The organism is Sporomusa termitida, from assembly GCF_007641255.1.
Classification (GTDB): Bacteria; Bacillota; Negativicutes; order Sporomusales; family Sporomusaceae; genus Sporomusa; species Sporomusa termitida.
The window spans coordinates 3,511,630-3,537,596 of sequence record NZ_CP036259.1; the positions used below are offsets into that span (position 1 = coordinate 3,511,630).

The window sequence follows — 25,967 nt, forward strand, 5'->3', positions numbered from 1 at the left end:
GAGGCTATTTTTTATCACAAACAAGACGCTACCTCCAAGGCTGCTTCGATGGTCTTGTCCATATCAAAATACTTGTAATTTCCAAGCCGACCGCCAAAAATAACTGAATCACAGCAGTCAGCAAGTGCCTTATACTGCTCATAGAGGACATTATTTTTCTCATTGTTTACAGGATAATATGCCTCGTTTCCTCTGCTCCACGAGTGTGGGTATTCTCTTGTGATAACAGATTTTTTCTGATTACCAAACTCAAAATGTTTGTGTTCAATGATTCTGGTGTATAGCACTTCCTTTTCCGTATAATTCACTACAGCGTTGCCTTGAAAATTGTCAGTGTCTAAAATTTCGGTCTTAAAATTCAATGAGCGGTATTCAAGTTCGCCATAGCAGTACGCAAAAAATTCATCAATCGCACCTGTGAAAATAGTTCGACTGGCTATAGTTGGGTTTGCCTGACGAAAAGAAAAATAGTCCGTGTTTACTTTCACTTCGCATCCCAAAAGCATTTTTTCAATGATTGATGTATAGCCGCCTATTGGGATTCCCTGATAGCGGTCATTGAAATAATTATTGTCGTAGATAAACCGAAATGGTAATCTTTTGATGATGAACGCGGGCAGTTCTTTACAGTCCACACCCCATTGCTTTTCCGTGTATCCCTTGATGAGCTTTTCGTAGATGTCACGTCCCGCAAGGGATAAAGCCTGTTCTTCCAAGTTTTTGGGATTGGTTATCCCTGATTCTAATCGCTGTATTTCAATGATTTCCCTGGCCTCATCAGGTGTCTTTATACCCCACATTTTGTTAAATGTATTCATGTTAAAGGGGAGGTTATAGATCTCCCCTTTATAATTAGCGATTGGTGAATTAATGTAATTGTTAAATTCGGCGAATTGGTTTATATATTCCCAAATCGCTTTATTGCTTGTATGAAATATATGCGCCCCATATCTGTGAACGTTGATGTCCTCAATGTTTTCGGTGTAAACATTTCCGCCAATATGTGCCCGTCTATCCAAAACCAAGCAAGTCTTTCCTTTCTTGGTCATTTCATGAGCAATAGTTGCACCGAATAAACCGGCGCCGACAATAAGATAATCGAATTGCATTGACTCGCCTCCTTTGCGTGTACTGATACTAAAAGCAGGGCATCAACCGTTTTGCAGCATAAATATATTTTTGTTCTTTTTATAGTATTGAATCATGGCTTCCGTCTGAGGACCATATCCCAAATGCCCTGCCAATGCGTTATTCGCAACAACCATGACCCTTGCGCTCATCATACAATACTTACAAATATGCTCCTCATCAGCACCAAGGTTATTACCGTCAGTGACCGGAAACATCTTCATGTCAATCCAGGTCTCTTTTGAAAAAAGCACCATACCGATACTATATCTCGAAGGGCAGACACAGTATTCGAGTGTTCCCTTACTTAGTTCGGAAGCAAGTATGTCAATATTCTTGAGCGACTCACATTGCTCCCCCCACATGAACTTCGCCGCTTCAGGATTTCTTAATATTTCAAGGTGATGGGTAGTTCCATCCGAATATTTAGCTTCCCCAAAAGTTTTCTGCCAAACGTCCGCCAGATCTAATCTCTCCAGAAGACGTATATAGCCAAAAGTATTTGCAGGAATCAGAGGTGTCACAAACCCAATCTCATATCTCTCCAAGAGTTCAAATTTTTCATATGTTTTCATTAGAACTTGAAATATGTCCTTTGTGACAAACATATCTTCATCCAGCTTGAAAACATAAGCTGCATGTTTGTGTAAATGTATCCCTATATTCAAAACCGCCGATATTTTATTGTTGGCTGTTGAGAGATACGACCATCCATTTTTCTCACAGATTCGATTAAGTTTCTCATCATATATACCGCTGCTCAAAACACAAACATCGAAATACTCTGGGACAAAAGACTGCACTCTAAAAAATACGTCATCCCACAGCGGCTTTTTATATCCCGCTAAGATTATCAGCAAATGCTTGGAATCCTTTGTCCTTTCAACAAACGTGTATTCTTCGTTTAACAGACAATAAAGATCATTCAGTATTTTGTAGGTATCCACAAAGATGAAATCCTCAATGGGCTTTTTCCCTATACTTTTAAGTTTCTCGGCAATCATTGGATAGTAGCTGCTTGTTACAATAATATAGGAATCCTGCAACTTATCTTTTGCATTTTCAAAAGATATAACAGGCATCCCGTTAGGCAACGCTTGTCCAGATGGCTCGGATTCATCGATCAATAGAGCAACGTCAGAAGTATGATTATACAAATACTTTTGATAATCAAAAAATGTTTTTCCAATTCCCCAAAAGGCAACATTTCGACCTGATATGCTCTTGGAGATGCCTTTAAAATCACACTCATAAAGAAGGCGCTCATATGAAGCATATTGCTCATGGTCCAAATACCCCATGTCTGACAGTGCCAATAACGCAGAGCGATATTCCTGCATGCAAACAATTACAAACAAATTCTCCTTTTTCTCATTCCGCAAAGCGTCCGATGCTTTAAGTGGATGATGAAGCAAATGAATCCTGTCTTTTCTTTGATCATATGTATCGTCAACATAATAACTAATGTTCAATCCAAACATTGCTTCAATGTCCGTCTGAATTGCACCGACGCCCCAAATAACGATTGTCCTGTTCGCAATCTTTTCTAATAACGCACCCAAAATGTATGCCTCCTTACCAAGCGCATATATAATCTCTAAGTTATTTGGGCAGAAAGCGTTTGGTATGTGAACAATAGTATTCCGCCATCACTTTGTGTTGTGGGCCATATGACAAATGCCCCACAATAGCATTCTCCGCAACCACCATAACTCTAGCGTGCATTAAACAAAACTCACAAATACGCTCTTCATCGGCACCTAGGTTCAGGTGTTTCTTTATCGGAAACATTCCCATTCTTACCCAATTGCGTTTTGTGAAAAGAATAAATCCAATGCTGTAGCGTATTGGACAGATTGAATATTGAAAATCGGCCTCGCGCAATTTTCGCGCCATTTCATCAATATCCACAAACTTAGGATTATTCTCACCCCACATAAATAAAGCCGCAGCAGGCGAATCATGAATTGTGCCATGATGGTGATAGCAATCTGTATAAACAAGTTCGCCAAAACGGTCTTCCCATTGTTTGACCGCATCGAAGATTTCAAGCAATCTGACATACCCATAACCGTTTACAGGAATCAGAGGCGTAACAAAACCAACTTCGTATTTGCTTTCGGCCTGTACTCTGTCATAGGTTGTCCGCATCATCTCAAAACAGCCCTGCGTAACAAATATATCTTCATCAATTTTATAGATATATTTGGCTTTTGGGTGCAAAGAAATTGCTACATTAACTGCAAGGGAGACGTTGTTGCGCTCCGTGCTTACATATGACCATCCATATCGCTCACACGTTAGCTGGAGCTCTTGATTGACTAAGCCGCTTGTAACCACTACGACATCCAACTGTGTTGGGACGTACTGCTTTAACCTTGGGAATACGCTTTCCCATACCAGGTTTTTGTAGCCGGATAAAATAACAAGCAATTCCTCTGAACCCTTTGCTCGGTCAACAAAGCTATGGTTATCCGTCGAGAATGTTGATAGCTTTCCCAGCAAGGAAAAGGTTCTAATATTTATAAAGTCCCTTCCAATTTTTAAGCCACTGTTTTCTAAAAGATGTGCAATTTCGTTGTAGTAAATACTGCAAACGATTATAAAATCTCCCGGCGCAATTTGGGCTTCTGAAAAAGGAATTACAGGTTTTCCCTCAATTGAGGCAGGAGAATTATCGGACTGACTAATTATAAAGGATTGTATAGTATCAAGGTATTCAAATATCTCTGCTTTATGATAAGAGTAGGTATTTCCGGCACCCCAAATATGTATCCGATTGCTCTTGATAGACTCAAATAGCGGATAGTTTATCAGCAAATCCTCGCCAAAGCCATAATGTATATCCTCTTTGAAGCCCATCGTTTCCAGCCGACGCGCAGCATAATCCTCATCCTTATCACAAATCAGGATAAATAAATCATTCCTGTCCTCATTTAAGAGATGGGCTGAATCATAAACTTGCTTATCTGCTGGTATGAAAGATTCCTGAGATTGCTCATTGTAAAAATCGTCCACAAAATACAGCAAATTGTTAAAAGTGAACAGTCCCATAATATCAGACTGTAGGTTTCCTGTACCAAAAATGGCAATTCGCTTATCTTTGATTTTTTCATATTGTGTATCCATATCCATATTTATCCGACTCTCCTTATATCGCGTACAAGACAGTTTCAGCAGTATTCCAGCTGTAATGGCGCAAATAGAATTTGTAATTCTCATTCACTTCGCAAATCATGAGAGGGATTTCCCAAATATCTTCCGGTTTGTGATAAACACTAATGGCTAATTTGGGTTTTTGATTGCTAATAATTTTTTTCATACCCCTTAGAGCTCTTAATTCAGCGCCTTCAATATCTAACTTAATGAATGTAATTCTCTCATCTTTCAGCACATCATCCATGCGAACAGTTTCAATCACGATATCACCATCATTGCTAATAGACGCAGTTTTCGGATCGCTTTCAGCTGAATTAAATTTTAATGTTTCAACGCAATCGGATAACGCTTTCTGGATAATCTTAAAAGGTACGCCAGTATTCCTTAACGCTGTTTCACAAACAGGAACCTGATACTGATTGGGTTCAAACAATATTATGCCTATATTTTTGTTTGCGGAAGCAGATTTGCTCCATTGAATAAAATCCAATGATGTATTTCCGTCAAGGCAACCACCATCAACAAAAACTTCATGCTCCGCGTGTTCCAAATATGGAAAATCGAAGTATTGTATTTGATCTTGCATTTTCTTGAAAAGATTTTGGAAACAAACGGGCAAATCACACACCGGGATATCAAAGCGATTCAATTGGGCTTTTAGGTCATCGTAATAATCTATTGAACCAATGACTACATCGACATTGTCATACCTCCTGATGAATTCATCCAGAGAAAGAACAGGCAGGTTTTTCACCAAATTTGCCTTATTTGCGTAATTATCAATGAAGCAGACAGCGTTTTGGATATACTCCACCAAAAATTGTCCAAATTGTCCGCAACCAAATATCGCCACCGGTTTTTCAGATGAAATTTTCTGAATGCCTAGTACTGCACTGTCAAAACAATCCAGGTTTCCCGTAAGTGAATATAACAACCTTGCTTCAAAGATCCTTTTCGATTCTTCATCACCCAGTCTGTCAATTATTTTTGCTATTTTTTCTTTAAATTCCATTCCAGTCACTCGTATCCCCCCTAAAAGATAAGCAAATTGTAATTATGCGGCGTCCCCCGTTCAATAGACAGAAAAAGCACAAGGATAACATAGTTTTTCACAGGATAGCTTACTATTTCGCTGATTTAAGCAGCCATAGCCAACAAATAGTACTCTTCGGGAGTTCGGTATCCATTGGTGGCATGAATTCGTTGCCGGTTATAAAAGATTTCCACATATTCAAATACGGCGGCCCTGGCCTGTTCGCGGGTCTGAAACCGTTGCCCGATCAGCCATTCATATTTCATCTTGCCCCAAAATGCCTCCATTGGTGCGTTGTCCCAACAGTTGCCCTTCCTGGACATGCTGCAAATAAATCCGCGCTCTTTGAGTACATCCTGATAATCCTTAGAGCAATACTGGCTGCCACGATCGGAGTGAATGAGTACGCCGTGGGGCGGCCGAGCTCGCTTGCAGACACTGTCTAACGCCTGCATGACCAGTTCTTTGGTCATCCGCTCACTCATGGATAATCCGACCACTCTTTGCCCGCATAGGTCAATGATGGCAGCCACGTACAGCCAGCCTTCCTCCGTCCATAGATAGGTGATGTCACTGACCATTTTTTGATTGGGCCTGGAGGCTGTAAACTCACGGTTTAACAGGTTTTCGGCAACGGCAAGGGCATGTTTCGAATTCGTAGTGGCCTTGAATATTTTGGCTGTTTTAGAGTGAATGCCCGCCTGCTTCATCAGGCGTTCTATCCGCTTATGATTTACTCTCAGACCCTTACGGCGCAACTCTTGATAGATTTTACGGCAACCATAAACATGGCGTTTCGTTTGATGAAGTTGCTCAATCTGCGCCAAGATGGCCTCGTTTTCTAAGTCCCTTTGGCTTTTCGGGCGATTTTCCCATGCATAGTAGCCACTGCGGGATACCCCCAGCACTTTGCACAGCTTCTCCACCCGATAGGTTTGGCGGTTAGCTTTGATAAATTTGAACCGTTTTATTTCTGGTTCTTCGCGAAGTACGCTGCCGCCTTTTTTAAAATCTCATTTTCCTCCCGCAGGTCACGATTTTCTCGTTCTAGCTTTCTTAGCCGCTCATTGTCTGGACTGAGCTTGCCGCTGCCGGGAAAAGGGGCATTAGGTTTTTCCCGATACTTTTTCAACCACCCATGAAGCGTATTCTCATTGATCCCTAACTCGGCTGCCACTTTGGATACCGGCCCACCGGTCGCTTCTACTCTTTTCACCGCTTGCAGTTTAAACTCGGCGTTAAACTGTTTCACCATTTCATTCCCCTCTCTGATTCCAGTATACTACGCGTTTCTACTGTCCATCAAAGGGGGGACGGGGCATTATATAGCATACAAAACATATTCCCTCACATCATCTGGCGAATAGTGCCTCAGAAAAAAAGTATAGCTGGAATCGAATTCCTTGATCAATTCAGGTATCATCCAGAAATGTTCTGTTTTGTGATACACACAAATGGCTAATTTGGGATGCACTTTCTGAATGGTGCCTTTTGCGCCCAGCAAGGCCTCATATTCGGCTCCTTCTATATCCATTTTTATAAAGGTCGGCAATTCATCATTTGGCTTTCCCTCAAAATATTTGTCCAAAGATGTTACTGGCTGAAGTCCGCTTTTTTCATAATATTCGGTAACGAAACTTGAGGCGCTGTCAGCTCCCTCTCCGAACGGAAGTTCCGAATCACAACACCATAACCCTAAATTCTCCAAAGTTATATCGTGTATCTTCAGAAGACTATCTCGATATTTCTCAAAAATCCTCTTATTTGCCTCGAAACCGTAGATATGTTTGTATTGTCCGCCTACATGCCGTACGAAATCAAAAGTTGTTTCCCCATCAAATACGCCTGCGTCTACAAATACTTCATGATCGGTTAGAAGGGATACAAGCCTCTCATCGAAATAATGCTCGTAATACCTAGAATAAGAAGTCAGGTATTTCAGGCTGTCCAGTATTTGCACTTTTGACAAATCATCATCAAACAGTGTGTAAGATTTCTTCAAGCCGTTCACTAGGTAATAGCCAATTATGTCATAGTATTTTATTTTTGATTCATCTAACGACAGTTTTATCTCGTGATAGAATTTTGCTTCCGAAACTGTTATGGCAACATAAGCGTTTTTATAATCCTCTTTCAATTGGTTGAAAGAAATAATTGGTATAGAAATGTCCGGGCATTTATTAAAAACTTTACCGGCCTTTTTGTTGTCAACGAAAGCACTAACTTTTACACCTATAGAAAACAAAAAAATGGCGGCAGCTTCTCCGAAATTCCCTGCGCCATATAAAATGATCAGGCGGTTTGAATCTATGTTTTCCGGCAAATATTCCCACTGCGAAATGTAATTAAGATTCCTGATCGTTCCTAAACGAAGATGTGCCCGTGATTCATAAGGAACACTTGCTACCTCAGTCTGAATCGCTGATATTTTTTTTGAGAATTTATCCATATTTCTGCCTCCCAGTTTTACTCAGATTGAAATAACAGAAGCTTTACCGCCTGTTTCATTTATCCACGTTGCCAATCGCTCCATTTTACACAAGTCAACGGGAAATTCGCTAGGTGGATATAGCCCCAGCGTCCTATACTTGCTGTTTGCAAAGTTATGCAACGAAAAAATCTCTACCGGATAGCAGTTGTACTGATGGATAAACTCTTTCAGTAGTTTACTATTACTGTCCTTCAGCGTAAATTCATTGCTGCAGGGAATGCGAAATATAACTTTTTTTTCTGTCGCTGCCAAATGGCGGACGTTATTCTTAAACAAGTCTGCTTGCCCGCCGAGTATCTTTTTGCATTCCTGTTCGTCCAATATCTTTAGATCAACAAAGAGTAAATCAACATATTCACTTACGGTTTTAACTGCGTCTATCGGAACGTGCAGCGCCGTTTCCAGGACGATATGTATATTACTCTCTTTTAGAAGCATTAAAACCCGCTTTAATTCCTGTGCCTGCAAAAGCGGTTCTCCCCCAGAAAAGGTAATCCCTCCGGTTTCCTTCCAGTAAGCTTTGTCCCTTAGCAAAAGATTGACAAGCTCTTGTGTCTTATACGATTTACCATATACGCCTATCGCACCAAATGGGCAGGAAAACTTCGTTTTATCAGCATAAGAGTATTTCAATATGGTTTCACCAGGGCAGGCGGCACAAAATACACTTTTCCCTCTATTGGCCGAACAAATATCTTCCTTGAAATAATATTGTCTCCCGCAACGTATATTTTCCGGGTTGGCACACCAAGGGCAATGCAGAGTACAGCCTTTCAGAAACACGGTTGTCCGAATTCCCGGACCATCCTGCATGCACATCCTTTGTATGTTTGTAATAATCAAACTCATATGTCAACCGGCTTTCCGTTCATTCTTCAACGCCCGTTCTATCAATACATCCTTGTACTCTTCGGGCAAATCATTAAAATAGGCGCTGAATCCCCACACCCGTACAATCAAATTGCTGTATTTCTCCGGCCTTTCTCTGGCCGCGATCAGCTTTTCGCTGCTCACCACATTCATTTGCATCTGGAAAAAGCCATTCTCTATGCTCAAGGCAATGAAGTCAACAAATTTATCAAAATTATTGTTTATAAAATCTGGTGTGATCATAAAATCTACTACATTTCCATTAAACCGGTTATCGCCATAATCTAGCGCGGAAGCAAAATTAACCACTTCTGTATAGGCGGTTGATTCTTCATTGGAAATATGGACCTTAAACGGTTCACCTTTTCTCCTGCCATCAAAGGAAGCTGGAAAATCTTTTGCCGCATCAATATAAGTCGGCGCACTCAAACCAAATTTCATTTTGCCACCTAAATAGGTCACAAAGCTCTCGGTCTCCGCAGATACAAATCGGGTTATTTCGTTGGTTAAAGTGATAATCTCATTATCATCATTACCATACTTGTTAACTCTGGATTTCAGCATAGAAATCCAATCTTCCATGTCCGCAAAATCAGTCACAATCATTTTCTTAATCGAAATCAGCGAAGCCGTTTTCTTCTCAAAGACTGCGTCTTTAATATTCAACAAGGCATTTACCACATTAGCTAACGCTACAGTAGTAATTCCGACATTGTGATATACTGCACCGCCATGCGATACATCTTTCTTGCTTTCAAAACAACCTTCCATAAACACTGACAGCACCGGATCATATTGAAGCCTTTGCATGCCAATAACTCGCTTTACTGCATTCAGATTCCAGGCCAAATACGTAAAATACCGCTTCTTGAATTCTTCAAACGTATCTATTTTCGTTAAAGGATCACGCATAAACAGGTTGTTTAAGCTCCGCATGAAATTTAACGTTGTCATATTGTTCAGCGAAGTATCTTTCCCACCAATGAGAGGCTCCCAGCATGCGGATGTAGTATAATCCAGGGCATCTGAAAGCGGAATACCAAAACGGGTCAACTGCGGAAGAATAACGCCATCATTTGACAGCAATGGCGCTCCAATTCCTGTCGCAATGCACTTGACTGCAGTTTCTAAAACATTCCTCGGCGTATTTCTGTTTACGCGCAAAAGAATTTTGGGGTCTGGCAGTTGTACTCTTTCAAGCGCCTGAATGAATAAAAGCGTCAAATCATTGTAAATATATCCGCCTTGTTTATCAGATTTTCCCAGCACAATGATTTGTCCGGTGTCTCCAAGCAGCATATTGCTTTTATCACGATAATTTTCGTGCAGGATGTGGAAAAAGTTTTCAACAATTGAGAGTGCATCTTCTTTACTTAACCTTCCATTTTCTATGTCTTGGTTAAAGTAATCGATCAATAACGAATCCAGTCCGCCCAGACCGACTAGCCGGTGATTGCTCTGCCAAATAATTTGGTTCAAAAACAGAATGCGTTGTAGAGCCTCTCTGAAGTTTGTTGCCGGATGATCAACCATATGTTGAAACCATTTGAGCTTCGCGGCATAATTATGCGGTTGTTGGCGGATAAGTTCATCACAGATACGAGTAATTAACATGCATATACTGTCAGTCACGCTATTGTAGTCGACACAAAACTTGTTGGAGCAGTCGTTATCTGCATATTTTAGTTGGCTAAGTCCACTTTTCAAAAAGCGGGAATAGTCTGGCGTTAGATTGCCGAAATTATACCCCCTGGACGCATCCATAAGATGGCTAAAATCCAAAAAATAGACAAACTCATTGTCGTTTAAGGTAATGGCGACATCCCTGCACATTGTTTTAAATAATTCACTTGCTGACTGCATTTTGACTCCCCCCGATTTAAGGATTTATACCTCGTAGACCGCATCCTTAAGTGAGATAACAGACAATTCAGGCACTATTTGTATCAAATCCCTGCAAATTTCATCGAAGTTACCTATCGGTGTAACAATAAGCACATCAATATGCGCATGTTTCGGAATATCATTCAATGCGATGACAGGCACTCCTGCAACCTGCAAGAGGCCCTCGGAATTTCTGTCTACAAAATACTTAACTTTTATGTTAGAGCCTTTGAGTTCAGCGTATAATAAACTTCCTAAATCACCTGCACCGTAAATGCCAACAGTTTTATAATGATGGTCAACGAAATATGAAGCTAAATTTTTGCCCGCATTTCGATTTTCCATCCACCGTTTTAGAGTTACAAAGCTTTCAAAATATTTATCGCTCGCCATTGTGTTCATTCCCCTCATACGAACCATATTTTTTCACCATGCGTTATTTTTAGATTGTCGCGATTATATAGAAAATACAGTGCTGTAAGCAATTCGCCGATATACCCAATATATCGATCTTCTCTGAGGGTTGACATTGCGGTATAGTGCTGTTCTATTGCTTCCAGTAAAGGAAACAGCCAGTTGCAGTATTGATCGAAAACTTCGGATCTTGCGATCAGCATATTGTAATTATATAGATACTTATCTGCCAAAATCGTGCGTGAAGCTCGGAAATAGTCCGGTTGCATTTTCTCCAGAGTTTGGAAAGTAAGTTGGATGTCTTCTGCAGAAATATACCGTCCATACTGCCTAGATGTATCGGGGCTGCATACAAACGGTAACGGCAGCACAACGTCGATGTCATTACACATCATCCTGCGAAGATTGTTTTCATCGAATCGCAATACTCTCCTGTAATGGAAGATTCCTTTATAGTCGCATCTCAGGTTTTTCCACAACCAATAAGATGCCGTAAGTTCCGAGTAATTCCTGTTTCTCTGAGAAATATTGTCTCCCGTATTATCTTTGAGGCTGCTTATCTGTTTATGTGTCAAAGATGCGCCTACTTGTATAGGATGAACCCAACTTGGATTCTCTGGTGCTTTTTTTAAGGATAAATCAACGTGACTTTTCGCCATCAAAATATGAATGTTCACTGGTGAGCTCTCGTTTGTGCCACAAGTTTCTGAATAATCTTCGAGAAGACGGAAGGAGGTTTTCTTCCTGAAATATTCAGATAGTAAAATATACTCTAAATGGGAATCAATACACAGATAGTTCACATTATCATATTTACTTAACAATTCCATAATCTGCTCATGATAAGGCTCAGGTGTAGCTATTAGTATTAGTTGTCCGTTAATAGGATCATACTGTGAAAGTGGTAGTACAGGTATACCATCAATATTCGCAGGATTATTTTCCTGCCAAGAAACAAGAAAACATTTTGGTTTAATCTGAAATGCTTCTATTAGTGCAATGTAAATTTGACAAGCAATCGCTTGGGCACCAAAAAGAATTACTTCGTTTGCATTATGCAATCTGGATATTACTTCATTACTATTCATCAAGGCTACTCCTATACTTCCTAAATTCCAAGTATTTGTTTGTTTTCCATTGCTTCATACAACGCACGAAAAATGTAATAATCCGTTGGAGCAGTAATCTTCATATTATTGGGCGTACTTTTGACCATATGCATCTCAACTCCGTAAATACTTAACAAGTGCGCCGAATCAATACTCAATAGACCCTCTTTTTGTGCCATCTGATAATATTTCCAAATTAAAGGATAGTTAAAAGACTGCGGAGCTTTTGCCACATACATAGTACTTCGCTCAGGTACATGATCAATTCTAGCCCCATCTCTGCTTTGCACTACGCTTTCCTTTGCCGCTTCCGCTGTAATTGCGGTATTATATTTTTTTGCTTTGGCTATATTTTCCGAAATCAATTCTTCAGAAATCAGAGGCCGAACTCCATCGTGGATAAGCACAATGTCATCCTTATTGCAAATATTCTCCATCGCTTTCAGTCCATTATAAATGGATTCATGTCCTGTACTTCCCCCTGGGACAATCTTTATAATTTTTTTGAAGTCATACCTATGGAGCATCAGTTGCAGTTCATTTATCCAATTCTCTAGACAGACAACGATAATATGATCTATCTCTTGATGTTCTTCAAAATGATCAAGCGTATACAAAAGCACAGGCTTCCCATGAAGTTCTAGGAATTGTTTTGGTTTTGCTCGTGAGTTCATTCTTTGTCCAGTTCCACCCGCAAATATCAAAGCTACATTCATCTTAATCACCCTATAATAGTTTGTTTGGCATATGTATAAATCGCAGTACCTGAAGTACCGTCCATGTATTGCTCATTCTGCCTCTCTGAATAAAGCTCCGGTTCTGGCATTTGTTGCACAGCAAAATCTAAAAAATCACTTAAAGTCAAAAGCTTGCTTTCAATAACGTAACCATTTGCTTTAGAATCTAGTGTTTTACAAGATTGTTCAAAAACAAGCTGTATTATTTCATGTATTTTATCGGCCTCTTTGTCTAATACAGTTACTTCTCCAACCCTGCATTTTTGAGACGAACAATCATACTCGATAAAACAATTGTGTTTTTCAGAGCAGGCATATATATTATCTCCAACCTTTGTCATGAAGATATAACACTGACTGAGAGCTTCTTTTCCGACATTGTGTGGAGACATTATTTCGGGTGCATTAAGAAATGAAATATTACCATTCCGAATATCAATTCTTAATGCTTGATTTGCTTGATAAGGCAACATCCAAACTCCGTCTTCGACAACGCACATTCCGACAAAGTTATATTTTGTGCTAGAAAAGCCTTCTGGATAGTTGCTATATTCAAAGCATTGATTTTTTTCTTTGTCCCACCTTATGATGGGAGTGTAGCATCTGGACGCAAGCCAGTAATCCTTGCCATCAAAACAAGCGGAGAAATAGTTGTAATCTTTTTTTCCAACTTCTAAAACGGTTGATACTCCGGTTTCCATATCAAAATCAAGAACGGCATTTGCGTTGGCCGATGGTATAATAGCATGGGTACCCGTGATTACAGGTTTCCAAAAGTAGGAATCCTCTATGCTGTTCTGTAATTTTCTAATGGCGCCCATCCATTCGGAATAATATTCTAAATGGCCTGTTGTGGGCTCCAATTGAATAATCGCTGGATAGGAACATGGCAAAAAAAAGACCCGCTCTTTAAATTCAACTACAGAAGAAAACTTGTAATCCTCGCAATAAAGAGATGCTTTTTCACCTTTGGGTTTATTAAAGTTAAATTTTTCAAATGTTTTATTTTGTTTGTCATATACAGCAATTTCATTTGCTGTATATGGTGAAAAATAGAGTTTTTCATTATATGAGCTGATAGAGGTGTACAATCTCTTTCCTTCCATCTTTTCTCCTGGAAAACTCCCCATATATTCGGCTTTCCATGTCCGTTTTTCCATCTTAAAAAGCCCATTAAATTCATATGCTGTGAACCAGAAAAACTCACCGTCGTCATATAGGTTCTCAAATGCGAGATGATTCCTTACGCCATCCTTGCTGCAAATCTCCACATTTTGAATCATTGCTGGTTTTTCGGTACACCGGTACAACGCCACCAGAGAACTGCTATCACCGTAGTATGCATCTGAAACTGCAAGAGCCCGGTGCAAATCGGCGGTATCATCGTAAATACCGAAACCTTCATGTATGTACTGCGCAACGATACTTTCGTACTCATTCAAGAGCTGTGGTCGCATGGATTGGTAGGCAGCCTCATTCAAAGGATGTGGACGCCACCAAAGGACAATATCATCTCTGTCGCGGAAGCAGTCAAAAACATAGCGAAGTTTATGCAGTACCTTCTCATTGCCTTCCAGCAAGCTGGCAATGCTTGTATTGTAGAGAATAATCTTTTTCCGTCTGCCGTCCGGCTTTGCAATTAACCGCTTCCATGCGTCCGTGATATAATAATCCTCGCGTTTTTTGTGGATTATCTTGTCAAATTTTGGCGAACCAATGGCAATAAACTTTTCCTTTGCTTTGCCAAATAGCCCGATACAATGGTTAGTCTTTTCAAATTCTTTGATAACACGAATATAGGTCTGTCTTATTTTCTCCGATTGTACCATCACCTTATCGGCGTGCAAGGTTCCTGCACACACACACAAATGCTCTGGCACATCATCCACGCAAACGAAATAAGGAATATAAACAAGCAAATTAGTAAATTTCTTCAATCGTTCGTTATAATAGCCGGGGTGGATGCTAGTAATAAAGTTATCATCATCATATGGATTATGGGTAACGATAATATCCGGACGCCGTTCCTCGACATTGTATGTCTGCCAGTCTACAACTGGTACATAATCAGGGTATTGGCCCCCCTCATAATGCATCTGCCCTAACCCACCACTTGGCAGACGATCATAGTAGGGAACTGGGACAACATACGCGTCACACTGCGAGTCCTCTTTCGCCGCAAACCAAATTGACTCCATACAGTCAAACATCGAAGCCTTATAAGGAAAAAACACAATTTCAATCTTATTCGGTTTCAACTCAATTTTAGCATTGTTTTCGATTTCAACCAGTTGTTTTTGAAGATACACAATGAAGTTTCCGTTGCCGTTTTCGGTTTTTATTTCAAGACTTGCCTCATACAAAAGCTCACAGTATTTTTCCAGGCAGGAAACCGTTTTAGTTCCTTCGCCCTCGATCTGCTCAATAAAATTCCCGATTTGTACCACGAAGTCCTGACAATCGATCAGGATTTGAATGACAGAGGCAAGCTCTTTGCGCAAAAAGAACCGCTTGATCTCAGCATTCGCCTCATGTAGGGTTTGTATAAGGTCTAAAATTTTCTTCTGCTGGTAACTCCGCATATACTCTTCTCCAGATATTTTTTATTTTAACTGCACCTATGATGGTTACAGCCAACATTTCCTCTGGTTATTCCCTTCGTCCAAATTGGAGCGAATAATCCTTCATTTCCTCTGGACTGGAATAAATAGGAATCCATCTTAACGGCCTCTCCATTCAGCAATCATTCGTTCATACATTTCCGCAAGTCCATATACCGGCTGCCAACTAAGTTTTTTTATCTTATCCACATTCAATCTCATGGTGACATCAGGTGCGTATCCCCGGCTTGCTACATCTGGTGGCACATCCACGTTTACGGAAATCCTGCCACCACAAACTTTGTCTGCAACAATCTCAGCCATTTCTCGAACAGTCACGCTTGCTTCAGGATTAGCGATGTTATAGGCTTCACCGTTTTCACCTTTCAAAAGTAAGAGCAGTATCCCCCGGATAGCATCAGATATATAGCAGTAATTTCCGCGTGATCTACCTTCCGTATGAAGTACAATATTCTTTCGGGCAAGTGCGCTGCGGGAAAATTGGCCAAACACCCGGGGATCATCTTTTACACAGCCCGCTCCAAAGGTCTGTGCAAGTCGCGCAATCTTTACAGGAACATCATATTGTGAAAAATAGCTGTTGCACAAACTCTCACACATTCGTTTACTTTCGGGATAACAGCTTCGTGGGTTTTTCAAGTCAATATAACCTAAGTCAGCCTCGCTTACAGAGGGAATATCCGGATCTGTAAGACCATAGACCTCCATGGAAGAGAGATAGATCATGCTTTTTACATGCTTTCTCTTGGCCAGCGTGAGGATATTAAAAGTCCCTTTAATAGAAGTTTCAATCACGCCAACAGGATTGGAGACCATTTCGAAGGACTTTGTCACCGCAGCACAGTGAAAAATATAATCAACAGAACCATCCACCTTAACTGCTTCACATATATCCTGAAAAATAAACTCAGCACCATACAGACTAACAAGAGGCTTTGCCTTTTCCGTGTCCCGGCCAAACGTTAAAATTTTAATGTTTAGTTTTAGTTGCTGATTTGCTGCGTACAATGCTCGGACTATCGCTGAACCAATCGTGCCGGTAGCCCCTGTGATAAGAACGGTGGAATCCTGCATGCTATTCCATGGGATATTCGTGTCCGCCACAATCTGCTGCATGTCCTCTAGCAAAATTCGCGACACTAGCCGCACCTCCTATTTTTAAACAAGAAAATCTTTAAAGAAATTAGTTCTTAAATTTGTCTATTGATTCGTTGGCGTCATATCGCAAAAGTAAATGGGTTTCCAATGCAATGGATTTACTGCATGATTAGATCTGATGATCAACATACTTCCAATCTTCCCCTAGCACAGTGGCAACCCGATTTTTATCATTTTCATTTTGAATGTTCCACCGTAAAAATTCAAATATGTCATTTGCGTGATAGCCGAGTTTATAAGCAGAAATAAACGCTTCTAAGGCAGCAGCCGGTTCATTTAAACGTTGCAGGCAATAGCCTCGGTTATAATACAAAGCCGGACTTATCACAGCGTTGACAGACATGGCTTGCTCTAGCGCCCAGTCATATAAACATAGCCCCTGTTGATAATAACTGTCTTGAATAAAACGACTACCGGTTACCACCGCAGCCTGCACCCTGTCGGGAAAAAACACCAGCAACGCAACAAATCGTTCCAAAGCGCTAGGAGTTCCCCAAAGGATAATCAGTTGGGCAATTTGTACATAAGCGGCTATCCCGGCATCAAGAAGATCCCGTTCTTCGCCACAATATGCCTTAATGATTTTGATAAAGACTGGCGGCAGTACCGCCACGCACTCGGCAACATAGTATTCATTCCCACTGAGCAAAGCCACTGCCGCCGCCGTTGCCGCCAGCCGATCATCCCCGTCTTGCCGATAGTAATCCAGTAAAGCATGGAAGGCTTTATCATAATATCCGTTAGCTACCAGCATCTGCAGCACAGCTACATCCTGTTTGGGATATTTTTTTTCCCGCAAACTTATATAGTAAGCCATAACCTGGGGTACTGCGTGTTTAACAAGGCAGTCCGCCAAGAAATCCAGATCGGCTTCATTGTCAAGATCATATAGTGTATTAATACATAGAATAATATCTTTTACCGCCATTGTACGGATCAACATCATGAGCCTGTCAAAACAAAGTGCATTATTATTATCAAGCTTTAACGATTCTAGATAATATTCGATCGCCGCCTCACAATTATTACGATGTTCACTGATAGCTCCTAGTCGATTATAGACCAGCCAAAGATTAGCAGGCAGCGGATTGAATTCGAGAGAATCATAATTTTTATGCAGTTGCAGGGTTTCCTGATACTCTTGAAAAGCTGTATCATATTTTTGGGATTCATAAAGCAAATTCCCTTTGGAAAAATGAAATAATGGATGATAAGGAAATTTTCCAATAGCTTCGTTAATTACAGCCATAACTTCCTTACTTGGATGATCTAATTTCAGCATAGCATCGATTAGGTTATGGTATGGTCTTATATTATGGCCAGAGAGCTCCGTTTTACTTTCAATAAACAAATTCGTATATTCAATAACCTTCTCCCATTCCTCCAAACCAAAATAACAGTCAGCAATGTATTGGTAATATCCCGGTTTCATAGGGGCTTGAGGAAGTTCTCTAAGTAGCACTTCCAGGTTTCTTTCCGCTTTTTCTTTACGATTATCACAAGAATACCCGGTATGATAGATTACAATATCTTTGGCGTCAGCCATAAAAGCATGTATTTTCTTCCCAGGCAGTTTATGCTGCAACATTTCATGAATGGGAAGTATATAACGTATATGCTTGTTATTTTTAAAAATTCTGACCTGAGTCATCACATCAAAAACCTTGCCGGTTACCTGATCGATATTAAGCATTTTGCAGGCAATGCTATTAAAGATTGGATCCAGCCCCTGTAGGACAGCGCGCACATTGCCGCCCATATTCTCGCCAAAATATTCATCGGCATCCAAAAAGATGATCCAATCACCTTTGGCTTTGGAAATGGCGTAATTCTTCGCGGCGGCAAAATCGTCAATCCAGTTAAAATAAAACACCTTTGCCCCGAGGTTTTTAGCAATCGCTACCGTTTGATCAGTTGAACCGGTATCAACGACAATAATCTCATTGACAGCCGTACGATAGCTTTCAATGCAGCGGGCAATTACCTTCTCTTCATTTTTCGCAATCATACAAGCCGAAATCTTCACTGACCCCACTGTCCTTTCTTATAAATAGAGACCAGAGTATGCACTCTGGCCTCTATAAGTGGTAAACTAGGAATTACCGGAGAAGCTGCAGCACACCCTGCGGCTGTTGGTTGGCCTGAGCCAGCATAGCCTGAGCGGCTTGGGAAAGAATGTTGTTCTTCTGGAAGTTCATCATTTCTTTCGCCATATCTACGTCGCGAACACGAGATTCGGCGGCACTAAGGTTTTCACTGGAAGCACCCAGGTTGTTAATGGTGTGCTCCAGACGGTTCTGAATAGCACCTAGCTTGGAGCGTTCTGCCGATACCAGTTCAATCGCATTGTTGATGGTAGAAATGGCGGCAGTAGCTTTGTCATAGGAGCCAATATCAAGAGCTTTCGCATCTGCGTTGCGAATACCAATATCCTCGGCTTTCATCGAATTTATGCCAACCAGAATGTTCTGTCCGCTATTAGCACCGATCTGCATGCTGAATGCCGAAGCAACGGAATCGCTAGCGGTAACTTGTGCCTTAATACTGATGGTGATACTTTCACCAACAGCCAAATCGCTCAGCGCATCGCCAGTTAAATTGATCACTTTACTATCACTACTGGTGATAGTAGCATCCGCAAGCGTCCAAGTGCTACCGCTAGGGCTACCAACTGTGTAATTTCCTGAAGAGAAACCAGCGGCGGAAGTGGTACGGGTAATGATAATGGTTTCACTTTTCGCAAAATCAGTAGCGACAGTACCAAGTTTGATATCTGCCCTGGTATTCAATTGAATAGTAGCTTTAGAGTCTTCAGCTACCACAAGGCCTTTCTTACTGCCGTCAATCAACTTCTGGGTATTAAACTCAGTGGTATTAGCAATTCGATCAATTTCATCGGTTAACTGATTGATTTCCTTTTGAATTTCACCACGGTCAATCTCAGTATTCGTATCATTACCGGCCTGTACAGCCAACTCGCGCATACGTTGGAGAATGCTGTGAGTTTCGTTCAGTGCACCTTCTGCAGTTTGGATCAAGGAAATGCTATCCTGCGAGTTCCGTTGAGCCTGGTCAAGACCACGGATCTGGCCGCGCATTTTTTCGCTGATGGCCAAACCGGCAGCGTCGTCGCCGGCCCGGTTGATGCGAAGACCTGAGGACAGTTTTTCCAGTGATTTGCTGGTCTGGCTGTTATTAGCGGACAAACGGTTGTACGTGTTCAGAGCCGCAATATTGTGGTTGATAATCATGATATAATTCCTCCCTGATTTTTATTGCCTGGGCATCCTTGCCCGGCAGAATTTATTTCAGTGACTGTCTCCCTGCCCGGCCGGTACAGGAGAGACGGCTACTGATCTTCCCACTAATAATATCGGTAACTTATTTAAGATCCTTAAGGCTGAAATAGCTTATTATGCGAAATTATTTTCCCAAAATACACTTTTTCTCGCTATATCTCCCATTTTCATCTATTCCTAAAAACTTTGTCAAAAATTAGCGGTATTTTATACCAACTATCAACAAGCAATTATAATAAATAAAAAAATAAACCGCTGGCAGCGGTTATAAGGCTTTCCTTATTCTGTTTATATCCTCATCGTGCTGCACACCCTGCCGCATTAAATATCTAACGCTTTCGCTCATTCTGTCCTGATTGGTTTCTACTTCTTCCACTTTCCTGTATGTTTGTTCAAGCATTTCCAATATAGCGGCATCGGACTCTTTCAGGTTCTTAAATTCAGCCTGCATAGTGGCTATTATGCATTCCTGGCCTGCTTTAAGGTCTTTGATTTCGCCCTGCATGACAGCCTGGCCTGCTGTGAGATCTTTGATGTCGCCCTGCATAGCAGCCTGGACTGCTGTGAGATCTTTGATGTCGCCCTGCATAGCAGCCTGGACTGCTGTGAGATCTTTGATGTCGCCCTGCATAGCAGTCTGGCCTGCTGTGAGATCTTTGATGTCGCCCTGCATAGCAGTCTGGCCTGCTGTGAGATCTTTGATGTCGCCCTGCATAGCAGTCTGGCCTGCTGTGAGATCTTTGATGTCGCCCTGCATAGCAGTCTGGCCTGCTGTGAGATCTTTGATGTCGCCCTGCATGGTTTTGATGTCTTCCTGCATGACAGCCTGGCCTACTCTTATATCTCGAATTTCGGCCAATACCTGTTTTAATAACTCTTCCATGTCACACCGCCTCCTAGCAATTATTATATCATAACTCTCTACTGTTCAGCAGGTATGCGTGCAAGCTAACTTTATCTAGCCGCGGCCTGCTGTCCCCGGGCGGCTTTCATGGCCTGGCTCCAGGTGTCACGGAGCTCGGTGAGCATCGTTTTGGCTTCTGCCAGCTGGCTTTTGTCTTTTTTGATGTTGGCCTGGATCAGGCGGTATTCAATATAATCATATAATTTATAATAGCCCTGCGCTATTTCATACTGCATGTCCAGGGTACACATAAACTCCCGCACAATATCCTGGGCCCGCAGATTCGACGTATTGGCTTTTTCCAGATTGCCCTGCTCCAGTGCCTGCATACTCTCAGCAATAAACCGGATAGCGCCATTGTACAGCATCAGTGTGAGCTCTTCCGGGGAGGCCGTCATAATCTGCTGATTTTTATAGACATTAGCGGTATTGGCCGCATTCATAGGCTTAACCCTCCTGTTTTTTTCATGAAACCACATAAAGGACGCTAGTACTAGTGCGCCCTGTTATCCTTTCGTAATCCCTTTTAAAATTTCCATCTTGCTCAAATCAACCGGTTGCGCCGATTGCTGGTTCTCGGCGGCAATGGCGTCATAAATCTCCCCCCGGTAGATCTTGATTTCTTTCGGGGCCTCAATGCCCAGGCGAATACTGTCGCCTTTGATATCGACAATGGTAAGCACAATATTGTCACCGATGACAATCCGCTCACCAACCTTGCGGGTAAGAGCAAGCATGACTACTTACCCCCTTTGGCAGCCTGATTGGGCAGGCCCTGGGGAAACAGACGGTGCCGGACCGTGTACGGGGATTTCTCCAGGACAATCTGCATCGCCGTCCGGCTAACCCAGTTGATGACAATGGGCGCCAGCAGATTGGCGGTCATTTCTTCGGTTTTTTCCGGGATGCGGACAATATTGACAATCTTCGGCGGATTGTCGTCAGCCAAACCAAGTTCAGCGATGATTGTGTCTTCCAGCTTAAAGCAATACTCTTTAAAAAACGGGAACGGATCGGTAATAACGAAGCTCAGATCCGGGTCTGTTGCCGACTGCAGAAACGCAAACGGGCTGTCAGGCTGGTAAGGCAGGAAGGCAAAGGCATGTTCAGCCGGAAAACCCGGCAGACCGGCGGGAAACCGGATAAGTGCAGAATCGGCAATCTCTATTTCCCCAAAGCGGGTAGACTGTATAAGCATAGGATCCCCCTTAGTTACGCCCTGATATCGATATCATTATAACCGGTAACCCACATGGTAATGCTGGGGTATTGGACCATGCGGAGATTGAACTGGTATGGCTCATAGTCGGTATTGACCGTCCCCCGAATCAGTTCGGTGCTGAACCGGGCCGGGGTTGGACGGAATTCCGGCTGGTGGGCGGTATATTTGATCGCCGGCGGTTCCAGCCAGGTCCAGATTACCTCCGGCACCGGCGTGGCATTGGCCTCGGTAGCCAGCGCCACCACCGCATCCTGGCCTGATTCGATCCGGGCCAGTTGATCACCGTCCTCGGCAATTCGGCCAATCGTCTCCAGGGCAATCTGCCGGCCCCGGTCGGCGTTGTCCCGCGAAAACTCGCCGCTGTCCTTAATGCCGTAGGAAGCCCGGAACGGACGCCAGTCAATCTCCAGCTCTCCCTGGGGCTGGCGGATCTCGACGGTGGCCGCCTCGGTATCGATCAGCAGCCGGGGCGGGGTTGTCGTTAAATTATTATCCGCTCGTACTGTTGTTATCTCCATTTTAGCAGGTTGCTGAGAAATATTAAGGGTCAACATGAAGTACAGCCCCCCGTGCAGCGTTAACTTAAAAAATCGACAAGCGACGGCGGCATCAGCCGGGCCCCGACCGACAAAGCGGCCTTGTACACACTCTCGCTTGTTTTAAAATCAATGATTGCCTTGGCAATATCGAGATCTTCATTGGCCCCCACGTCGCTGGTAATGATCACATTATTTTTTTCCAGCAGGGCCTGAGCCTGTTCATACATCGACATGCGGGCCCCAATCTCGGTCTGGGCCCGGAGAATTTTATCATGAGACTTATCCACAAGGTCAATGCCCACCTTGGACAGCCATTGCAGGTCCGGCGTACCGGCCGTAGTCTGGTTAGGCACGGTATAGGTATCGCCAATAGCCGTATAGGCGGAACTGGTCATATCATAGACAACATCAGCCGTTGTCCCCATATTCTCCTTGGGGAAGGTAATCTGGCCGCCGGTAACGGTCGCATCCGTCTTCCAGGACAACCCGCCGTCCAGCGAATAGGCGACTTGGGTCGGCAGGCCGCCGGCCACATTGTCCACTTTAAAGGTAAAGGCCGCATGATCCTCGGGACTGCCGGCAGCCAGCTGCGTAGCGCCCCCGGCCGGATTGCTCTGGACGTTGGAATTTTTCCCCTCCAGGGCTTCCTTAACCCGCAGCAGATTGTTCAATAAATCAGCAGTAACAATCTCCGTGCCACCCTCATTGATGGTGTTGAGCGGTCCGAACAGATCGGCCCCGGTCAGGCCGACGCTATCCTGGGAGGGGGTAATCTCGCCCGGCTGGATCCGCATGGAGATCTTGCTGGTATCACCGGAATACACAACGGTTTCAAACTGAGTGCCGTCGGCGGCCGTAACCATCCGCCGCTTAAAGGGTTCGGTCTTGTCCTGCTGGCCGGCAAAGACGTACCTGTCGCCGACCTTGGAATTGCCGATCTCAATGGCCTGGTTAATGATGCCGTCAAGCTCCTTGGCAATCGCCTCCATCGCCATGTCCGGATTGGGATTGACCGCCTTAATGACAAGCTCTTTGGCCTTAATCATAATGGAGCTCAGATCACTCACAGCCCCGTCGGTTGTTTCCATCCAGGATATTGCGTCCTTGACATTCTGGGTATATTGCTCATTTTGCCGCAGGTTAATATTAAAGCGCAGGCTCCTGATGGTTTTAACCGGATCATCAGAAGGGCGGTGCAGGGCTTTGCCGTCCGAGAGCTGTTCCTGAATCTCATTTTGCCTCTGCATGGATTTATTTAAGCTAATTAAGAAATTATGAGTCAGCATATTCGTACTTACGCGCATACCTTACCCCCTACCTTCCTACGACACCGGTGCCATTAATTAGTTTATCCAGCATCTCATCCATGGTGGTCAGCACCCTGGCGGCCGCATTATAGCCTTTCTGAAACCGGATCATATTGCTCATCTCTTCGTCCAGATTCACGCCGCACACCGATTCCCGCCAGTTGGTAATCGTGTTGACCAGGGTTTGCTGGTTATCGGTCAGCCGTTCGGCATTTTGCGTCTGGACGCCCAAAGCACCGATAAACGAGCCGTAAAAGCTGTCAAGGGATGCATTGCCCAGAATACCGGACGTATCCACCTTAAGCTTGTTCGCCATCAGCACGGCGTTGTCACCGGCGGCATTTCCCTGCGTGGCTGCGGCCTTGGCGGCAATTTTCTCCACCCCGTTGCTTGTGAAGAAATCGGGGTTGACCTGCAGTTGTTCGATCCATTTGTATTTAGGCACATCGGCAGCCGCTGCCACCCCAAAGATCGAGGTCAGGTCAGAGGCGCTGTAATTGGGATCAGGCTCGCCGCCGGCCCCAAAAAAGTTGTTGCCGGTGGAGTCATCCATCCCATAACCGCTGCGATGAGCGGCATTAAAGTCCTGCAGCAAAAACTGACTGATCTGGGAGAGCTTGTTCAAATAGGCTTTGATGCCAATATCACTTTCCCGCGCTTCCCCCTGGGAGCTGTTGGCGGTTTTATCGCGGGCGTCGATCAGCCCTTTGAGCTCGCCGGAGGTGAAGTTTACGGTCAACTGGGTGGAGGCGTCGACCACGTCAACCACCTCATAGCCGTAATCGGGGTCTACATGGGATTTTGTCTGCAGCTTGCTGCGTTCATTGCCGTCGACCAGCACCAGCCCCGAGGACTGTACAATATAGTTGCCGGCTTTATCTTCCGTAACCCGGACATTGACAATCTGCGCCAGCTGATCCACCAGGTAGTCCCGCCGGTCCCGGAGGTCATTGGCATGGTCAAGGCCGCCAACCTCAATCCCGGCAATCTGTTTGTTCAACGACAACATCTCGGCGGTAATCTGATTGACGGTGTCAACCCGAATGCCGATGACGGCGTTAATGTCGGCCGCCATCGCCCGCAGCTGCGTATTGGCCTGCTGGATGGCGTCCACAAGCTCAACGCCCCGTTCCCGCAAAGCGACTCTGGCCCCGTTGTCGGAGGCGTTGGTGGCTACTGTATTCCAGGCCTTCCAGTAGTTGTCAAGCACAGTCTGGATTCCGGTCTCGGTCGGTTCCTGAAAAACTCCTTCCACCTTACTCAGGGTACTGTAGATCGTCTCCCCATAGCCTAAGGTGGACTTTTCCTTCCACATCTGCTGATCAACAAAAGTATCACGGATTCTGGTAATGGACTGGGTGGCAACGCCGGTGCCAAGCTGCACCTTGCCGTTGCCGCTGTAAATGGTCTGGGGGGTTGTTGACACCAGGTTGACCCGCTGCCGGGAAAAACCGTCGGTATCCGCATTGGCAATATTGTGCCCCACTGTATCCAGGGACATCTGATTGGCGTAAATGCCTCTGACAACCGTATTTAAACCACCGAATGTCGATCTCATAATCTGCCTCCGTTTGCTGCGATTTCCGGGTTTATGCTCTGGTGTCCAAAATGGTGCGGCTGGAGCCTTTGTCCAGGGGCTGGCCCTTCGGCACATACGTGGGTCCAACAGCACTCTGGCTTAATATGTTAATATTATAATTTATAAAATCCAGCGACTGCTCAATTAATTTGGTATTAAGGCCGTTAATCTCCACAAGCTCTTTTGTTACCTGCTCAAAGCGGTCACTCAAGGCGCTTAATTCCCGGGCGGTTTCACTGCCGGCACAGACAATCAGGCTTGACAGGGCTGTTGCCGACGGGGGCAAGCCTGCCGCTGCCGCTAATTCCCGGGCCAGGGTTAACCGCATATTTTCCAGCCTGCCGGCTTCAATAATCAGGACCTCTTCCTGCCTGGTCAGCAGATCTAGTTCCTGCGGTCTGGCCTCAACCAGGATATCGCGTTTTTTCCGGCTGAGGGTAAGCAACGCCTGATAGAGTTCGAGAGTCTGGTTCAGGAGAATGATCAGTTTATCCCACATTGCTGTCATTCATA

Annotated in this window: 23 protein-coding genes; all 23 read right to left on the minus strand. The window is 43.5% G+C overall.

From position 1 onward, the window contains the following. Window positions 1-14: 14 nt before the first annotated feature. Window positions 15-1,109, minus strand: a complete 1,095-nt coding sequence (gene glf, locus SPTER_RS16500) for a UDP-galactopyranose mutase (protein ID WP_144351376.1) — start codon at window positions 1,107-1,109, stop codon at window positions 15-17. Between the two features lie 42 nt (window positions 1,110-1,151). Continuing rightward, window positions 1,152-2,690 (minus strand): hypothetical protein, encoded by a 1,539-nt coding sequence (locus tag SPTER_RS16505; RefSeq protein WP_144351377.1) that lies wholly within the window; start codon window positions 2,688-2,690, stop codon window positions 1,152-1,154. Window positions 2,691-2,730: 40 nt separating this feature from the next. Next, window positions 2,731-4,263, minus strand: coding sequence for a hypothetical protein (locus SPTER_RS16510; RefSeq protein ID WP_144351378.1), 1,533 nt, complete (start codon window positions 4,261-4,263; stop codon window positions 2,731-2,733). 16 nt (window positions 4,264-4,279) lie between these two features. Further along, window positions 4,280-5,299, minus strand: coding sequence for an FkbM family methyltransferase (locus tag SPTER_RS16515; RefSeq protein ID WP_246105634.1), 1,020 nt, complete (start codon window positions 5,297-5,299; stop codon window positions 4,280-4,282). 125 nt (window positions 5,300-5,424) lie between these two features. Further along, a protein-coding gene (locus SPTER_RS16520; protein WP_246105635.1) for an IS3 family transposase occupies window positions 5,425-6,572 on the minus strand; the annotation gives its coding sequence in 2 pieces (ribosomal slippage) (window positions 5,425-6,317 and window positions 6,317-6,572; 1,149 coding nt in all). A 69-nt stretch (window positions 6,573-6,641) separates the two neighbouring features. Beyond that, the gene (locus tag SPTER_RS16525) at window positions 6,642-7,769 is read right to left on the minus strand and encodes an FkbM family methyltransferase (RefSeq protein WP_144351381.1); all 1,128 of its coding nucleotides are present in this window, start codon (window positions 7,767-7,769) and stop codon (window positions 6,642-6,644) included. A gap of 21 nt (window positions 7,770-7,790) precedes the next feature. Then, complete coding sequence (locus SPTER_RS16530; RefSeq protein WP_144351382.1) at window positions 7,791-8,660, minus strand: glycyl-radical enzyme activating protein; 870 nt, start codon at window positions 8,658-8,660, stop codon at window positions 7,791-7,793. Between the two features lie 3 nt (window positions 8,661-8,663). Next, complete coding sequence (locus tag SPTER_RS16535) at window positions 8,664-10,544, minus strand: pyruvate formate lyase family protein (RefSeq protein WP_144351383.1); 1,881 nt, start codon at window positions 10,542-10,544, stop codon at window positions 8,664-8,666. A gap of 24 nt (window positions 10,545-10,568) precedes the next feature. Beyond that, entirely contained in the window at window positions 10,569-10,958 is a 390-nt protein-coding gene (locus tag SPTER_RS16540; RefSeq protein WP_144351384.1) for a nucleoside-diphosphate sugar epimerase/dehydratase, read from the minus strand. Between the two features lie 14 nt (window positions 10,959-10,972). Next, entirely contained in the window at window positions 10,973-12,067 is a 1,095-nt protein-coding gene (locus tag SPTER_RS16545) for a DUF4422 domain-containing protein (RefSeq protein ID WP_144351385.1), read from the minus strand. Between the two features lie 20 nt (window positions 12,068-12,087). Next, window positions 12,088-12,804, minus strand: a complete 717-nt coding sequence (locus SPTER_RS16550) for an IspD/TarI family cytidylyltransferase (RefSeq protein WP_144351386.1) — start codon at window positions 12,802-12,804, stop codon at window positions 12,088-12,090. Window positions 12,805-12,809: 5 nt separating this feature from the next. Continuing rightward, window positions 12,810-15,407: a hypothetical protein gene (locus SPTER_RS25115; RefSeq protein WP_211367308.1), complete on the minus strand. Its 2,598-nt coding sequence runs from the start codon at window positions 15,405-15,407 to the stop codon at window positions 12,810-12,812. A gap of 138 nt (window positions 15,408-15,545) precedes the next feature. Continuing rightward, a complete protein-coding gene (locus tag SPTER_RS16560; protein WP_211367309.1) occupies window positions 15,546-16,586 on the minus strand; it encodes an NAD-dependent epimerase/dehydratase family protein in 1,041 nt (346 codons plus the stop codon). A 127-nt stretch (window positions 16,587-16,713) separates the two neighbouring features. Further along, the gene (locus SPTER_RS16565) at window positions 16,714-18,612 is read right to left on the minus strand and encodes a tetratricopeptide repeat-containing glycosyltransferase family 2 protein (RefSeq protein ID WP_144351387.1); all 1,899 of its coding nucleotides are present in this window, start codon (window positions 18,610-18,612) and stop codon (window positions 16,714-16,716) included. Between the two features lie 91 nt (window positions 18,613-18,703). Beyond that, window positions 18,704-19,855: a flagellin N-terminal helical domain-containing protein gene (locus SPTER_RS25705; RefSeq protein ID WP_144351388.1), complete on the minus strand. Its 1,152-nt coding sequence runs from the start codon at window positions 19,853-19,855 to the stop codon at window positions 18,704-18,706. Between the two features lie 313 nt (window positions 19,856-20,168). Beyond that, the gene (locus SPTER_RS16575) at window positions 20,169-20,786 is read right to left on the minus strand and encodes a hypothetical protein (RefSeq protein ID WP_144351389.1); all 618 of its coding nucleotides are present in this window, start codon (window positions 20,784-20,786) and stop codon (window positions 20,169-20,171) included. A gap of 71 nt (window positions 20,787-20,857) precedes the next feature. Then, window positions 20,858-21,250: a flagellar export chaperone FliS gene (gene fliS, locus SPTER_RS16580; RefSeq protein ID WP_144351390.1), complete on the minus strand. Its 393-nt coding sequence runs from the start codon at window positions 21,248-21,250 to the stop codon at window positions 20,858-20,860. A 63-nt stretch (window positions 21,251-21,313) separates the two neighbouring features. Continuing rightward, on the minus strand, window positions 21,314-21,544 hold the full coding sequence (gene csrA, locus SPTER_RS16585; protein ID WP_144351391.1) for a carbon storage regulator CsrA: 231 nt from the start codon (window positions 21,542-21,544) through the stop codon (window positions 21,314-21,316). Window positions 21,545-21,546: 2 nt separating this feature from the next. After that, window positions 21,547-22,005, minus strand: a complete 459-nt coding sequence (gene fliW, locus SPTER_RS16590; protein ID WP_144351392.1) for a flagellar assembly protein FliW — start codon at window positions 22,003-22,005, stop codon at window positions 21,547-21,549. Between the two features lie 14 nt (window positions 22,006-22,019). Next, entirely contained in the window at window positions 22,020-22,583 is a 564-nt protein-coding gene (locus SPTER_RS16595) for a DUF6470 family protein (RefSeq protein WP_144351393.1), read from the minus strand. A gap of 23 nt (window positions 22,584-22,606) precedes the next feature. After that, complete coding sequence (flgL, locus tag SPTER_RS16600; RefSeq protein ID WP_144351394.1) at window positions 22,607-23,872, minus strand: flagellar hook-associated protein FlgL; 1,266 nt, start codon at window positions 23,870-23,872, stop codon at window positions 22,607-22,609. A gap of 10 nt (window positions 23,873-23,882) precedes the next feature. Beyond that, window positions 23,883-25,433 (minus strand): flagellar hook-associated protein FlgK, encoded by a 1,551-nt coding sequence (flgK, locus tag SPTER_RS16605; RefSeq protein WP_144351395.1) that lies wholly within the window; start codon window positions 25,431-25,433, stop codon window positions 23,883-23,885. A 31-nt stretch (window positions 25,434-25,464) separates the two neighbouring features. After that, a complete protein-coding gene (locus SPTER_RS16610; protein WP_144351396.1) occupies window positions 25,465-25,962 on the minus strand; it encodes a flagellar protein FlgN in 498 nt (165 codons plus the stop codon). Between the last annotated feature and the right edge of the window lie 5 nt (window positions 25,963-25,967).